The sequence below is a fragment of the Rothia sp. 110740021-2 genome (genome assembly GCF_054263775.1).
In genome coordinates this window covers 521,929-536,268 of record NZ_JBSZFE010000001.1, presented here as the reverse complement: position 1 = coordinate 536,268, position 14,340 = coordinate 521,929, and the positions used below count along the sequence as shown (strand labels likewise).

Annotated in this window: 12 protein-coding genes; 5 read left to right on the top strand and 7 right to left on the bottom strand. The window is 59.3% G+C overall.

All coding sequences use genetic code 11. From position 1 onward, the window contains the following. Positions 1-71 precede the first annotated feature (71 nt). Together ACUXHH_RS02325 and ACUXHH_RS02320 are read left to right on the top strand one after the other, a co-directional pair. Positions 72-1,520: a class I SAM-dependent methyltransferase gene (locus ACUXHH_RS02325; protein WP_458390732.1), complete on the top strand. Its 1,449-nt coding sequence runs from the start codon at positions 72-74 to the stop codon at positions 1,518-1,520. 299 nt (positions 1,521-1,819) lie between these two features. Further along, positions 1,820-2,968 carry a glutamate--cysteine ligase gene (locus tag ACUXHH_RS02320; protein WP_458390731.1) on the top strand — a complete coding sequence of 383 codons (1,149 nt, stop codon included), beginning with the start codon at positions 1,820-1,822 and terminating at the stop codon, positions 2,966-2,968. A gap of 139 nt (positions 2,969-3,107) precedes the next feature. Here the strand turns inward: ACUXHH_RS02320 and tsaD are convergent, their stop codons facing one another. From tsaD to alr, 5 genes are all read right to left on the bottom strand, one after another. Next, positions 3,108-4,208 carry a tRNA (adenosine(37)-N6)-threonylcarbamoyltransferase complex transferase subunit TsaD gene (tsaD, locus tag ACUXHH_RS02315; RefSeq protein ID WP_458390730.1) on the bottom strand — a complete coding sequence of 367 codons (1,101 nt, stop codon included), beginning with the start codon at positions 4,206-4,208 and terminating at the stop codon, positions 3,108-3,110. 144 nt (positions 4,209-4,352) lie between these two features. Further along, positions 4,353-4,877: a ribosomal protein S18-alanine N-acetyltransferase gene (gene rimI, locus ACUXHH_RS02310; protein WP_279741229.1), complete on the bottom strand. Its 525-nt coding sequence runs from the start codon at positions 4,875-4,877 to the stop codon at positions 4,353-4,355. After that, positions 4,878-5,705 (bottom strand): tRNA (adenosine(37)-N6)-threonylcarbamoyltransferase complex dimerization subunit type 1 TsaB, encoded by an 828-nt coding sequence (tsaB, locus tag ACUXHH_RS02305; RefSeq protein WP_458390729.1) that lies wholly within the window; start codon positions 5,703-5,705, stop codon positions 4,878-4,880. Positions 5,706-5,728: 23 nt separating this feature from the next. Next, positions 5,729-6,334 carry a tRNA (adenosine(37)-N6)-threonylcarbamoyltransferase complex ATPase subunit type 1 TsaE gene (gene tsaE / locus ACUXHH_RS02300; protein ID WP_458390728.1) on the bottom strand — a complete coding sequence of 202 codons (606 nt, stop codon included), beginning with the start codon at positions 6,332-6,334 and terminating at the stop codon, positions 5,729-5,731. Next, entirely contained in the window at positions 6,334-7,647 is a 1,314-nt protein-coding gene (gene alr, locus ACUXHH_RS02295; protein WP_279741233.1) for an alanine racemase, read from the bottom strand. The genes tsaE and alr overlap by 1 nt, the downstream gene beginning before the upstream one ends. Positions 7,648-7,791: 144 nt before the next feature. Between alr and ACUXHH_RS02290 the strand changes: the two genes are divergently transcribed. The 3 genes from ACUXHH_RS02290 to ACUXHH_RS02280 all read left to right on the top strand — a co-directional run bounded on the left by ACUXHH_RS02290 (position 7,792) and on the right by ACUXHH_RS02280 (position 11,844). Then, the gene (locus ACUXHH_RS02290) at positions 7,792-9,054 is read left to right on the top strand and encodes a glycosyltransferase (RefSeq protein ID WP_279741234.1); all 1,263 of its coding nucleotides are present in this window, start codon (positions 7,792-7,794) and stop codon (positions 9,052-9,054) included. A 28-nt stretch (positions 9,055-9,082) separates the two neighbouring features. Continuing rightward, positions 9,083-9,865: a phosphatase gene (locus tag ACUXHH_RS02285; RefSeq protein ID WP_279791308.1), complete on the top strand. Its 783-nt coding sequence runs from the start codon at positions 9,083-9,085 to the stop codon at positions 9,863-9,865. A 497-nt stretch (positions 9,866-10,362) separates the two neighbouring features. Then, positions 10,363-11,844, top strand: a complete 1,482-nt coding sequence (locus tag ACUXHH_RS02280; protein WP_458390727.1) for a sugar transferase — start codon at positions 10,363-10,365, stop codon at positions 11,842-11,844. Between the two features lie 222 nt (positions 11,845-12,066). On the opposite strand, the gene ACUXHH_RS02275 is transcribed toward ACUXHH_RS02280, so the two are convergent. Further along, positions 12,067-13,653 carry a bifunctional ADP-dependent NAD(P)H-hydrate dehydratase/NAD(P)H-hydrate epimerase gene (locus tag ACUXHH_RS02275; RefSeq protein WP_458390726.1) on the bottom strand — a complete coding sequence of 529 codons (1,587 nt, stop codon included), beginning with the start codon at positions 13,651-13,653 and terminating at the stop codon, positions 12,067-12,069. Positions 13,654-13,725: 72 nt separating this feature from the next. Then, positions 13,726-14,169 carry a holo-ACP synthase gene (locus tag ACUXHH_RS02270; protein WP_279754887.1) on the bottom strand — a complete coding sequence of 148 codons (444 nt, stop codon included), beginning with the start codon at positions 14,167-14,169 and terminating at the stop codon, positions 13,726-13,728. Positions 14,170-14,340: the final 171 nt, after the last annotated feature.

Sequence of the window (14,340 nt, the reverse complement as noted above, 5' to 3'; positions counted from 1 at the left end):
AACGCTGAGCAAAAAGCTGGGCGAATCAGGCTCCCCACCTGCCGAAACCGGCACCCCGTAAAATGAGGAGCATGCCTATTCCCGCATCCCCTTTTACTCCCGCCGCCACGCTTCCGTTCAGCGCCGAAGCGCTCGCGGCAGCCGATGAGCTCTATCCGCTGGGCTCGGATACGCTCAGCACCGTTACTTCTTTGCGTTCGCAAGGTTTCAGCCCCGAGGAGTCTGCACAGATTATTTCGCTGGCGCAGGCTCGTACCCGTGCACGCGCCAAATTCGGCGAGCGCGCCCGCACCCTCATGCTGACTCAGGAGGCGGCGGAGCAGGCGACCCGCCCGGTGATTGCGCATTATCGCGCCCAGCGTCTGCGCCCGGTTGCCGGCACGGTGGCTGATTTGGGTTGCGGTATTGCGTCAGATTCTGCCGTGTATGCGGCGGATCGCGGTGCCGTGGTTGCGGTGGAGTTGGACCCGCTGACGGCTTCTTTTGCGGCGAAGAACCTTGAGTTTTGCCCGCAGGCGCGCGTGTATTCGGGGGATGTGACCGGCTATGTGCACGGTGAGCTTCTGGACGCTGCCGGTGAGCCGGTGGGCATGGTGTGGATGGACCCGGCACGCCGCGAGTTGCGGGGTGCGAAGAAGGCTCATACGGAGCGTCTTTTTGATCCGGAGGCGTTCTCTCCCCCGTTCTCGTTCGTGCTGAATCTGGCTCGTACGGGCGTGCCGATGGGCGTGAAGTTGGGTCCCGGTTTTCCGCATGAGGGCATCCCCTCACCCGAAGATATTGCGTCGGAGGCAAACCCCAACCCGCGCGTTGAGGCGGAGTGGATTCAGTCGGAGGGTTCGCTTGCCGAGTTGGTGCTCTGGTTTAACGCGCTAGCTCAGGAGGGGGTGGCTCGCTCGGCCACCTCAGTGCATGAGCTGCCTATGGAAGAGACTATCCCTCATGAAGGCACCGCCGAAACCGGTGCCCTGTTGCCGGCGTATGAGGCGGTGAGCTTCCGTAGCCCATTGACGGCGGAAGAGGCGAAGCAGAGCGTTGATGTTCCGGCGTCTCTACCTCAGCCTGGTGATTACCTATTGGAGCCTGCCCCGGCGGTTGTGCGTTCACATCTGGTCGCTGAGTTTGCGCAGAGCATTGGCGCACATCTGCTGGATGAGCATCTTGCGTATCTGTGTTCTGCCGAGCTGGTGGAGCATCCGCTGGTTGCTTGCTACGAGGTGCTGGAGGAGATTCCTCTGCAGGAGAAGCAGCTGAAGCGTTGGGTGCGCGAGCAGGGCTTTACTGCGCTGACGATTAAGAAGCGTGGCGTGGATATTGTTCCGGAGCAGTTGCGTGCGCGTCTGCTGGGTTCTACGGGTTCTAAGCCTTTCAAGAGGAAAAAGAAAAAGAACAATATTTCTTCTTCAGATACACAGGCGGGTGCGCAGGAGTCCTCGTACCGTCCGGCAACGCTGGTCTTTACCCGCATCGGTTTGGGTAGGGATTCACGACGCGTCGGCTGGCATGTGCGCCCGCTCTAACCTCACCAAACCTAACTGCCCAGCCTTGACTACTCAACTCTGGCTGCTCAGCCCTGACTGCCCAGCCCCGAGGACGGGTTACCGTTCTTAACGATTCGTGACGTTTCCCGTTCCGGATTCTGCGCTCGACAGGGCGCTGGGCACCGCAAGACCGTACACTAGATACGGTGCCTAGTAGAGGTACTCCCCCGCGAAAGCGATCTCTCATCAGTTAGCGCACGACCGGGTAGAGCCCACCGATAATAACTTCCGCAGTCGGCACCATGCACGACCCTATTTCCAGACGCAGGAAAGGCAATATGATCGACTTTGCTACCTCCCCGCAGTCCACTCTCGGCGTGGAATGGGAGATTGCGCTCATCGACCGTGAAAGCGGCGAACTGACACAGCGCGCCAGCGAGGTGCTTTCCATTCTGCGCGAGCGCCACCCCGAACTGCTCGAGCCCGCCTCCGACCGGGCGCACGTAACCGGCGAATTCCTGGAGAACACCCTCGAGGTGGTGACCGGCATCTGCCGCACCGTCGCTGAGGCATGCCGTCAGCTGCAGGATTTGACGGATACCCTGCGTGAAATTACCGATGAGCTCGGCATTGAGTTCTACCCCGCCGGCACTCACCCCTTCTCCCATTGGACTGACCAGCCGGTCGTGGCGAAGGAACGCTACCAGCGTGTGGTCGAACGAGCCCAGTATTGGGGCCGTCACATGGTCATTTACGGTGTGCACGTGCACGTGGGCATTGACTCTCGCGATAAGGTTCTGCCGCTCGTTGACGCGCTGACCAACTACGGTCCGCACCTGCTGGCGCTTTCGTGTTCTTCCCCCTATTGGGACGGAGTCGATACCGGTTACGCTTCGCACCGCACCCAGCTTTACCAGCAGCTTCCGACGAACGGTTTGCCCTTCCACTTTGATACTTGGGAGCAGTACAGCGACTACCTGGATTCGCTCGTGGCAACTGACGTGATTACCGATTCGAGCGAAGACCGTTGGGATGTTCGCCCGGTTCCGCGTTACGGCACCATTGAGATGCGCTATTGCGATGGCCTCGCTTCCCTACCGGATGTTGCGGCGATCGTGGCGTTCACGCAGTGCCTGGTGGAATACTTCTCCCGCCGTATTGAGGCGGGTAAAAGCATTGAGGTGCTCGCCCCCTGGCACGCGCAGGAGAATAAGTGGCGCGTTGCCCGCTACGGCCTGGAGGCTAAGATCGTGGTCTCTAACGAGCCGACACAGCGTACTCTGCATGAAGATTTTGAGCTGCTTCTACCCAAGTTGGAGCCGGTGTCACGCGACCTTGACTGCGAGGTAGAGCTAACTCAGGTACGCCGCATCCTCGCCGAGGGTACGGGCGCGGATCGTCAGCGTGCAGTCTTTGAGAAGACCGGCTCTCTGCGTGAGGTGGCGCTAGATGTCGCCACGCAGTCCCGCGCGCGAGCACTGCGTTAGACCCTCCCCCGTAACTAAAGCTTGAATACAGAAAATGCCTCGGCGCAGTCCTTTGGGAGACTGTGCCGAGGCATTTCTATGAGCATTTTTGAGGCGAGCCGCTTCAACGTGCTCGCATTGCCGTTTAGAAGCAGACCGCTTAGAAACAAACGGTGGTCACCGGCAGCGAGGAATCCGTCGTGAATTCCACTCCCGAGGGCTCACGACCGGCGGCGACCAGGCGAGCGCCCAGCGCCGCAACCATCGCACCGTTATCGGTGCACAGGGTGAACTTCGGAATAATCAGGCGCACCTCCTCGGAGGCGCATCGAGCGGCAAGCAGCTCACGCAGGCGCGAGTTAGCCGCCACGCCGCCGCCAAGCAGCAGAGTCTTCATGCCCTGCTCGCGGCAGGCAAGCATCGCCTTCTTGGTGATGACGTCCACGACCGCCTCCTGGAAGGACGCGGCAATATCGGCAACCGGAACCTCTTCACCGGCTGCTTCAAAACTTTCTATCACGCGCGCCACAGCGGTCTTCAGACCGGAGAAGGAGAAATCGTAGCGGTGCGCGCCGGGCTCCTCGGCGGTGCCCATGAACTTGCGGTTCGACAGGCCGCGAGGGAACACGAAGGCGTTGCGGTTGCCGTCAGCGGCGGCGCGATCAATCGCGGGGCCGCCCGGGTAGTCCAGGCCGAGCAGTCGGGCGACCTTGTCATAGGCCTCGCCTGCGGCATCATCGAGGGTCGCGCCGAGCAGACGCACATCGGAGGTAATGTCGCGCACCTGCAGGATTTCGGTGTGACCGCCAGAGACCAGCAGTGCGCCCAGGCCACCGGAACCGGCGTTCGCCAACAGGTCGGAGCCGTCCTCGGTACCGTTATCTTCCAGCAGGCCAACACCAACGTGGGCGACCAGGTGGTTAATGCCGTAGAGGGGCTTACCGGTGGCAATAGCGAGCGCCTTGGCCGCGGAGACACCCACCATGAGTGCGCCCGCCAGTCCGGGGCCCGCGGTGACGGCGATAGCGTCCACCTGATCGAGGGTGATGTCCGCTTCGGCAAGTGCCGCTTTGAGCGCGGGAATCATGGCATCCAGGTGAGCGCGGGAGGCGATTTCGGGGATTACTCCACCAAAGCGCACGTGCTCCTCCATAGAGGAGGAGATGGTGTTGCTGAGCAGCTGTGCACCGCGCACAATGCCGATACCGGTCTCATCACAGGAGGATTCGATGCCCAGAACGAGGGGTTCGCGAGTGCTCATAGTTCGTCTTTCTGTTGCGCTGTCTGCGCGTAGTGCTTCTAGTTGCAGTGGTGTAGGGATGCTGTGATGCAGAGATGCTGAGATATAGAGGGCGGCGGAAGCATGCCCCTACTGCGGGGATTGCCGTTTAACCCAACGGACTATTTAGAACGTGCATTCCATAATGATGGCGTCTGTTCCGTCATCGTAGTAGCCGCGTCGTACGTGAATCGCGCGGTAGCCGTTGCGTTCGTAGAGGCGCTGGGCGCGCGGGTTGTCGGCACGCACCTCCAGCAGGATGCGCTCGGCACCCTGCTCGCGGGCGCGCTCGTGCATCTGCTCAAGCATGGTGCGACCGTAGCCGTGGCCCTCATACTCGGGAACCACACCGATGGTTTGAACATCGGCGGTGTCAGCTACGACCATGGTTCCGCAGTAGCCGACAGCGCGCCAGCTGCCCTCGTTATCTTCCGAACCTTCAGTTGGCAATTCAAGTATGTAGTAGGTGCGAGTCGGGTGGGTCAGCTCTTCGAGGAACATGTCGATGTGCCAGGCGTCGACGGGGAACAGGATGGTTTCCATGCGGTGCATGGCCTGCACGTCGGCAAGTTCGGCAATGCGCAGACGGGCACCCAGAGCCAGGTTATTCAGTGCCAGGTCATCTCGCGCGATATTTTCGGTAGCACTCATTTAGCTCTCCTCCTGCGCGGCAGTCTGTGCAGCAATTTGTGCGCCCTGCTTCTGCTGGCGGGCAAGCATTGCGGCGGGGATCTTCGCGTCCGAGTCGCGCAGGTACTGGGCGGAGGTGTCATCACTCAGGTTCTTTACGCCCAGGCGTGCCGCGGCGGCAACCAGGTACTCGGCGTGGGGGTGAACCTGACGGGCAGAATCGATGATGGCCCAGCCGTGCCCTTCGAGAGTTTCGGGGTACAGGCCAGCACCGTAACCGTATGCGTAGGCGGGATCCCCACCGGGCAGAATTTCGGAGGCGGGGCATACGTTTGGGCCGCCCACTAGGTTGTAACCTTCGGCGTTCACACGGTAGCGGGCGGAGTAGACTTCGCGGCGGCGCGCGTCGGAGAGTACGAGCAGTTCAGCACCTTCGACAAGATCAGCAGAAGCGAACGCTCGTTCTGTGTTTTCTTCCCCGGCGACTGCGCTAGCTTCCCCGGTAGCTGCGCCAGATACAGCACGCTCAGCCAGGGCGGTCAAGCTCATCAAGCCGTACACCGGCACCGACCAGGCAAAACCCAGAGTACGCGCAGTAACGATACCGGTACGCAAACCTGTAAAAGGCCCCGGGCCGGTACCGGTCAGAATCACATCCAATTCTTCTCCGCGCACGCCAGCGTCCTGCAGGGCAGCCTGCGCGTAGGGCCCCATCACCTCGGCATGGGAGCGGGTATCTTCACTCTCATAGCGGGCGAGGATTTCGAAGGATGCACCGGCTTCGGAGCCGTGCACACGGGCGAGCGCCACAGATGCGGTGGCGGATGAATCAAGGGCAAGTACTAGCACCCTATCATTCTAACGCGCGGGCTCTAGGCGCTCTGCAGGTCCTCTTTCAGAGCGTCGAAAGCATGCTCCCAGCGGGGGCCGAAGGCGCGCACCCGCAACAGGCGAGGTTCGGGGGTATCCGCGTCCTCGTCACTTTCGTCCTTGTCTTCGTCGTCCCAACTGAACTCTTCGGCACCCGAGTAGGCGAAGCGTGCATCCGCACCGGTCAGTCGGGTGAAGTCCAGCTCCAGGCGAGAATCGCTCAGGTGCTCAGCCTTATCGCGGCCCCACTCGATGACGGTCACAGAGCACGGCAGGGAGAACTCCAGGTCGAGGTCGTCGAGCTCTTCAGCGCTGGAGAGGCGATAGGCGTCCACATGCACCAGGTCGGGGCCACCGGGGCGGGGGCCATCCGTCAGGTTCGGGTGCACGCGCGAGAGCACGAAGGTCGGTGAGATAACGCCTTCGCGCACGCCCAGCCCTTCACCCAGGGAGCGGGTGAACGTGGTCTTACCCGCGCCAAGTTCACCCGAGAGCAACAGTACGTCCCCGGCATTCAGGTGCTGCGCCAGAGTGAGCGCCAGGCGGCGGGTATGGTCGGGGCCGGTCACATCCAGGTCGAAGACGGTAGAAATGTACTCAGTGCTCATTAGCCCTCCTGCTCCTGACCGGTGCCCCACAGCTCGTTCAGTTCAGCTTCAACCCAGGAGCCACCGATGTAGAGGCGCTCCACGCGGGGTGAAATACGGGTTACGATTTCATAGTTAATAGTCTGCGCGGCATCCGCCCACTCTTCCACGGGCGGGTTCTCACCGGCACCGAAGAGGACTGCGGGAGCACCAAGGTAACCCAGCTCGGGGTCGCTCAGGCCGGGTTCGCCCAGGTCAACGACCATCTGGTCCATGGCGATGCGACCAACCACGCGGTAGGTCTTACCCTCCGCGTTATTAGGCACGCAGCCGTTCTCCACGTTCTGCGCGCCCGGATAGATACGCACCGGCGCGTTCTCCGCAATACGCGGCACGCCGTCAGCGTAGCCGAGCGGCACCAGCGCCAGGGTGGTCGGCTTTCCGGTGTGGTAGCGCAGACCGTAGGAAACACCCTGACCTGCAGGAACTTCCTTCACAGCGGCAATATAGCTACCCACCGTCATGACGGGCTTTAGGCCTAGTTCCTCAGCGGTGACCTCCGGCAGCGGGGAAAGACCATACAGTGCAAGGCCGCAACGCACGCCGTCACCGAGCATACGCTCCTCCGTATCCCAACCATCCAGCGAGGCGGTCAGGGTCGCCGGAGAGTTCGCCAGATGCACAATCTTCGGGTCCAGGCCGGCTTCACGAGCCTGAGCCACAAAAGCATCCAGGGTATCGAGCTGCTGTGCAGTCTCGGCGCGGGTCGGCTCATCCGCAACCGCCAGGTGACTGAAAATACCCTCAACCGCAATCAGCCCAGACTCCTCCAAGGATGCGGCGCGAGCCACCAACGCCGGCCAATCCGAAGCGGTGGCACCGTTACGGCCCAGACCGGTATCAGCCTTCAGATGCACGATAGCGCGCTCGCCGGCGCGTTCAGCGGCGGCGGCTACCGCCTCCAGGTCCCAACCAGAAACACCCAGGCGGATTTTCTCCTGCAGTGCAGCCTCAAAATCGGTGGAGGGGGTGTGTAGCCACGCCATGAGCGGCGCATCAATACCGTCAGCACGCAGTTCCAGCGCCTCGTTCACGTGCACCACACCCAGCAGGTCAGCACCGGCGACAATAGCCGAACGTGCCACCGGGTACGCGCCGTGACCGTACGCATCCGCTTTAATCACTGCAATGAGCACGCGGTCGCCAATAAGTTCCTTGAGACGGCGCACATTATGTTCTAGCGCATCAAGGTCAATCGTGGCGCTTCGCTCTACCTCTACCGGGGTGCAGGGCGGGCAGTAGATCGGTTCGGCAGGCTGCTGAGGGTGAGTCACGGTCCTTCACGGTCCTTCTGACGGGCGGGTACTACAGGCTGTACTTGGGCAGCCTCTCTTGTACTAAATTCTAGACCTCCCGGTGTGCGAAAGTCCTATCGCGCTACACTAGGTCAGGTACACCTTTGAGAGAGGAAAGCATCGATGAGCACTCTGCCGCCGGTTCGGACGGTTCACGTGTATTCCATGCACACCGACCCTTTTGCGCAGCCCGGTAGCGGAGATGCAGGCGGCATGAACGTCTATATTGCCCGGTCGGTACATGCCATGCTGGAGCTGAATCCCGAGTTGCGGATTGAGGTTTTCACGCTGGACCGCGGTGAGGCGCTTCTGGCTGATTCGCTGTTCCATCAGCCTCCTCAGCCCAGCGAACGCATTGTGCACCACAGCCTTGATCTTCCATCCGCCCGTGGTCTTTCGAAGAACGAGTTGGTTGCGGTCACCGATGATTTTGCGCAGGCATGTGTGGAGCAGGCACTGTACACCCCGGATATTATTCACGCCCACTATTGGCTGTCGGGTCAGGCTGCGGCTCGTGCATCCCAGCTGTGGTCGGCTCAGGGCGTTGGATTCCCGATTCCTGTTCTTTTTACTCCGCATACGACGGCTGCCGCTAAGGATACGCGCCGCGGCGAAGGTGAAGCACCCGAGCCTGAGGAACGTTATACCGCCGAGCGCCTGATGAGTAGCTCCGCCAGCCGGGTGATTGTGAATACTCCCCTGGAGGCACAGCAGATGGGCGAGTACTACGGTACGGAGGCGCAGAAGCTGGCCATTATCCCACCGGGTGTTGATACCTCGATTTTCCATACGATTCCTGGCGTGCATCCGCTCAATGACACCTCTGAGACTCGTTCCCGCATTATTTTTGCCGGTAGGCCTCAGGCGTTGAAGGGCCCGCATCTGCTGGTGGAGGCGCTCGCGTTGCTCCCCGATGATTTGGAGGTAGACGTGGATATTATTGGTCGTTCCGGTTCGGATTATGAGCGCCGCCTGTTGCAACGTGCAGCTGAGCTGGGTGTCGTAGATCGGGTGCATTTGAAGGACCCAGTTCCGGCGTCTGAGTTGGCGAATATTTTCCGTGCCGCCGATATTGTGGCGTCCCCGTCGTCATCTGAGACGTTCGGTTTGGTGGCACTGGAGGCGCAGGCATGCGGCGCGGCGGTGCTCGCTACGGATGCTGACGGTCTGCGCTATGCGGTGGAGAACCACCGTACGGGTCTGCTGGTGGCACCTCGTACTCCGCAGCGTTGGGCTGCGGCTATTGAGCGTCTGGTGCGTGCCCCGTATCTGCGTCATTCGTTGGGTGCGAACGCCGCGGCGCGTGCCCGTACGATGGGTTGGGATCAGACGGCGCGCCGAACCCTTAAAGCTTATGCCGAGGTACGTCAGGGTATCTCGCAGTAATGTATTTTTCACGTTGTGAGGAGTTTTAATGTCTTTCTCCATGAACCGCGATGAGTTCGCCGCGTACCTGGATTCGGTGCGTATTACCGGTGAGGTGGCGACCGCCCGAGAGAATAACCTGGACCATATTCAGGGTTTCCTGGATGGTAATGAGCACCTTGAGTTTGGTGTGCAGTGGAACCGCAAATGGGATTATGATTCGGTGTTTGAGGTGATGGTCCGCCGCGCGGGCCTGAACCCGGATCGTTCGCATACTCACGGTCAGGACACTATTGGTGCCGAGCAGTGCATCAGCGCGCTGGAGGAGTACGCCCGCATCTTTGGCGATGCGGTGCGTGCGGGTTCTCGTATTCTGTTTGCGACCGGTCACCCGGCGGGTCTGTTCCCCATGTATGCGGTGATGGCAGCGGCGGCAAAGGCTGCCGGCGCTGAGGTTCTTCAGATTGAGGAGGGCGAGCGCTTCCTGGATGGCGATGTCCGCCAGATTATGGATGTCGTAATGTTTGAGCAGTACGGCAATCTGCAGCATACGCATTTCCCTGGCCCGATGCGCATCGCGCTGGATCAGTTGAAGGCTCGCGGTGTGACTCCGGATCTGGTGGTTTCGGATCACGGCATGGCTGGTTATGCTTCTTCGACCTGTAAGTTGTTGACGATTGGTATTGCGGATTGTAATGATCCGGGTTTGTTTGTGGCGGCTGAGCAGGGGGATCTGCCGGTGTGTGTGCCGATGGACGATAATGTTCCGCCGCGTCGTTATGAACCGATGATTGATTTCATTTTGGATCGTGCGGGGCTTGAACGTCCTTAATGTCCCTTGTGCACCCTGCACTTAGGGTTTGGGGATCTTCGGGATTTGCCTTTTAACTGTCGGTTATTTTTTCCTGCAAGTGCATGAAACATTCTGACGGTTTTGTGGGTTTTAGCTCCACTAGGCATTCTTCCAAAGACCATTTTTCTTCTTTTTCTGTGATTGATTTCATTACGCCCAAGAGTCTTTGAGTCTTCATTCTTCACGCAGCATGACCCCCCGACCCCGTAGAATAGTTTACGGAACACGTTTATGGACTCATTAGCTTTATATAGCGTTCCGCTAGGGCCTTACCAGCGCCTTTACTGTAGTCTCTGTCACTATTCACTCAGCAAGATTATTGGTTCACTCATTCATTCAGAACAATGACTAGGACACTATTCCCTATTCACCGATAATTAGGGGTAAATGTGCCTATTCGCCGCTCTCAGCCCACGACACAGGACAAATTTCCGGGGAAGATTACACCGTTGAAAGTACAAGATCGTCTTAAAAGAATGTGGGGTTCAGACTTCGTCGTCAAGCGAAGCTGGCATCCCAAGGTTCAGCGAGCCCTTTACCTTGGCGATTTTCTCGCCATCGCTATTGCGGTTATCGCTACGCATCTGATTCGTTTCGGGTGGGAGAATGCTGACCTGCCCTATGTGAACGTTTGGCCTATTAACACTCTGGATGGCCGTATTCCCGCTATTGATTACATCTTCCTGGGCGTTGGTATGGTTATTGGCTGGTGGTTTATTCTCCAGGTGAACAGCTCCCGCAGCCTGCGCATCATGGGTTTTGGCAACGAGGAGTACCGCCTCATTACTCGCGGTTCCACCTATTTCTTCTGCCTGCTGATTATTGTGGCGTTCTTCCTCAAGGTTGACGTCACCCGCATGTACCTACTGATTGCTTACCCGCTGGGTCTGTTCCTTCTGCTCGTTGAACGTTGGCTAGTTCGTCAGGCTCTGGTGCGTTCGCGTACTCGCGGTCGTGCGTTGACTCGCGTCATGATTATTTCTGATGTGACGACCGGTCAGCACCTGTACAAGAACCTGGAGGGTGTGGTTGCTTCCGGTCTGTCCCCCGCTGCGTTCTATCTGCCCGGTTTCACCCTGGGTACCACTGTTGCTGGCGCACCGATTCCGGTGCTTGGTTACAGCACTTCTCCGGCTGACATTATGGAGGCCATCCGCGAGAACGACATCCATATGGTCGCTGTTACGAATGGTCACCATTTGAGCCCGGATCAGGTTCGCCTGCTGGGTTGGAAGCTTGCTGACGCTCATATTTCGCTGATTATGGCTCCTGCGACGACCGATATTGCTGGTCCGCGTATGCACATGCAGCCGCTGAATGGTCTGCCGCTGGTGCACGTGTCGACGCCGCGTATTACCGGTCTGTCGGCGTTCTTCAAGCGCACTGTGGATGTTGTGTCTTCGAGTCTGGGTTTGATTCTGCTGTCTCCGCTGTTCCTGGTGGTGGCGTTGCTGGTCAAGCGTGATGGCGGTCCGGTCTTCTTCATGCAGAACCGTGTGGGTCTGAACGGTGAAATGTTCAAGATGGTGAAGTTCCGTTCGATGCGTACTGATGCCGAAGAGGTTAAGAAGCGCCTCATGGAGCAGAACGAGGGTAATGGTGTACTCTTCAAGATGAAGGACGACCCGCGTATTACCCCCATTGGCAAGTTCATCCGTAAGTACTCGATTGATGAGTTACCTCAGCTGTGGAACGTGTTCGTTGGCGATATGTCACTGGTGGGTCCGCGTCCTCCACTGGTTGAGGAAGTTGATCAGTACGAGGACATTGCGTACCGCCGCCTACTGGTGAAGCCCGGTATTACCGGTCTGTGGCAGGTTTCTGGCCGTAGTGACCTTTCTTGGGAAGAGTCGGTTCGTCTGGATCTCTACTATGTTGAGAACTGGTCGCTTACCGGTGACCTCATTATTCTTCTGCGTACTGTCCGTGCGGTTTTCGCTAAGGAAGGCGCGTACTAAGAAGAGTTGGGGGGTCTCCCACTGGAATGTATGCTGTTTTTGAAGACACTGTTCCGGCACAGGCAGCTTGGCATCATCCATTGATATAAACCCACAGAAGGGGCGTGAATCCATTTCCGGTGGATTCACGCCCCTTCTGTGTGGCATTCTGTTTAGTTCTCTTATAGACGCTCCAGGGCCTCTTGAAGGCATTAGGGTGAAGGCACGCTGGGTACCTCTGCCCTATTCGGCAATGAGTCGCGCAATAACTTCGGGGAGCATCTTCGCAACGCGGGTTGCCGGGGCGGGGCCCAACAGCTCGTCCTTGACACTTCCGGTGGCACTGGCACGTGCGGCTTCACCGTGCAGGTAGACTGCGAGCGCACCGATGGAGCCGTAGGTGCAGTCTTCCAAGATTTCTCCTCGGGCTTCGAAGGCGGCTACGGTCTGGGCAAGCAGCGCGCCGTAGATGCCGGTGAGGGTGTCTCCGCTGCCTGCGGTGGCGAGCCAGGGGCTTCCTCCGGCAACGCTGTAGGTGGCGCCGTTGGGTGCCGCAATGAGCGTGTAACCGCCCTTGAGCATGACGGTGGCGCCGGAGAGTTCGGAGGCGGCACGCACCCAGCGGAAGGGCTCTGCGTCAATGTCCTTGCGGCTAGGTACGATGGCGTCACCCAGGTGCTTCTTCCAGGTTTCGGGCGCGAGCTCGTGCACGATGCGCAGGAATCGTTCGAGCTCTGCCGCGTGCGGGGTGAGGATCTTGTGGGATCCGAGGTGCTTACCGGTTGCCATGTATTCTGCCGCCAGGTCGCAGGCACCAGCATCGAGGATTGCGGGTTCGGGTGAGTGGAGCAGGTAGCGGTTCTTGTCCAGCGAGTCGTAGCTGGAGCCAGAGCCGCCGGCCCACACGGTAACTCTCTGCAGGGCAGGTGCGCCGCTGAAGTAGACGGTTTCGGGGTTGTGAGCGATCATGAGCTGGCGGAGCTCGTGGGAGTTGGCGCCGAAGCGAACCATACCAACGCCGGTGTTGAGGGCAGCACGCACACTCATGAGGGCTGCACCGGGGTATTCGAGGCTTCCGGTGAGCATGCCGAGTACGCCACGGGTGTACTTGTGGGAGTGCTCGTCGGGGATTTCAATGAGTTCGCGGTAGTCTTCGCGGTCGAGAACGCGCAGGGCGGGCTTGTGGGCGTCGAGGGCTTCGGGCACACCCAGGTCGTAGAGTTTAATATCTCCGGAGTGGACGCTATGGCTGGTGCCTGCCGGTAGCTTGTGACCGATGAAGGTGACGGTGCGGTCGGCGCGTAAGGATGGTTCGTGCACGGTTCCGCGGTTGTTATCGACCCCGGAGGGGGTATCAACGGCGAGGACTGCGCTGAGCTTACCGTCGAGCTGCGCGGCGCGGAGGACTCCCAGGTATTCGCCGGCGTTACCGCGTACGGCACCGCTGGAGCCGGTACCTAGGATGCCATCGATGGTCAGGTCGTAGCCTACAAGCTGTTCAAGGGCGTGTTCGGGGTCGAGCACGCGGGTGCCTTCGCCGCCTTCGCGGGCGATGAGTTCGAGGTTCTTTTCGCTGGAGTCGAAAATGACTGCATCAACGCGGTGCCCCTTGGCGCTGAGGCGGGCGCCGGCGTAGATGGTGTCTGCACCGTTGTTGCCCGGACCGATGAGTAGCAGGATTTTTGCTTTGTCTTTACCGTGGAGCAGCTCCTGCGCTTCGGCTGCGACGGCGTCTGCGGCGCGTTGCATGAGGTAGCCGTCATAGTCGGCGGCTTCAATGTAGGGCTTTTCTGCTTCGCGTACCTGGGAAGCAGTATAGATGAGCTTCATTGCTGTCTCCTTGGGTTGCATCGTACGGGCCTTAGGGGGGGTCACCGGGTGTTGTGTTGATGTGACTCTGCGTTAGTTTTCGTCGGTAGTATCGTCACCGGCGATGACGCTGAGTCGGTAGCTTTCGGGGTTGAACTTTTGCAGGTGCGCCAGTTCTGCGTCACTGAGGTATTCGGCGGTTGCGATTGCGATGGCAACAGGTTCGTCGTGGGTCAGCGAGAGGTGGATGCGGTTGATGCCGAGTTCTTTGACACGGCGGGCGATGGTGCCCTGAACTATAAGGTAGGGCTGGCCGCTTTCGGCGGTGGCGACTTCGCAATCTTGCCAGTTGAGTCCGGCGGGTGCTCCGAGTACTTTTGCGACGGCTTCTTTGGCGGCAAATCGTACGGCTTGGGAGCGTACATTTCGGGTGCGTTCGTTGGGGGTGAAGATGCGGCGGACGAAGGCGGGTGTTTCGGTGACAATTCGTTCGAATCGTTCAATGTTGACGGTATCTACGCCGATTCCCATAATCATGAGCTGCACCTTTTACGTTAGGGGTGGTGACCGCGTCCTGTTTGCGGTTTCTCTTGTTTTAAGTCTAGCGAGATTCGTTTCTTTTAGGTGGGATGGCGTCAAATATGACGCATGATTGATACCTGTTTCACAGCGTCTATTTTTGTTGGGTCATCCACGAATAACCACCAG

What these genes read in the sequence shown, in the direction of transcription:
- ACUXHH_RS02325 (WP_458390732.1), top strand. Translation starts at nt 72, where the DNA reads ATGCCTATTCCCGCATCCCCTTTTACTCCCGCCGCCACGCTTCCGTTC.
- ACUXHH_RS02320 (WP_458390731.1), top strand. Translation starts at nt 1,820, where the DNA reads ATGATCGACTTTGCTACCTCCCCGCAGTCCACTCTCGGCGTGGAATGG.
- tsaD (WP_458390730.1), bottom strand. Translation starts at nt 4,208, where the DNA reads ATGAGCACTCGCGAACCCCTCGTTCTGGGCATCGAATCCTCCTGTGAT.
- rimI (WP_279741229.1), bottom strand. Translation starts at nt 4,877, where the DNA reads ATGAGTGCTACCGAAAATATCGCGCGAGATGACCTGGCACTGAATAAC.
- tsaE (WP_458390728.1), bottom strand. Translation starts at nt 6,334, where the DNA reads ATGAGCACTGAGTACATTTCTACCGTCTTCGACCTGGATGTGACCGGC.
- ACUXHH_RS02290 (WP_279741234.1), top strand. Translation starts at nt 7,792, where the DNA reads ATGAGCACTCTGCCGCCGGTTCGGACGGTTCACGTGTATTCCATGCAC.
- ACUXHH_RS02285 (WP_279791308.1), top strand. Translation starts at nt 9,083, where the DNA reads ATGTCTTTCTCCATGAACCGCGATGAGTTCGCCGCGTACCTGGATTCG.
- ACUXHH_RS02280 (WP_458390727.1), top strand. Translation starts at nt 10,363, where the DNA reads ATGTGGGGTTCAGACTTCGTCGTCAAGCGAAGCTGGCATCCCAAGGTT.
- ACUXHH_RS02275 (WP_458390726.1), bottom strand. Translation starts at nt 13,653, where the DNA reads ATGAAGCTCATCTATACTGCTTCCCAGGTACGCGAAGCAGAAAAGCCC.
- ACUXHH_RS02270 (WP_279754887.1), bottom strand. Translation starts at nt 14,169, where the DNA reads ATGATTATGGGAATCGGCGTAGATACCGTCAACATTGAACGATTCGAA.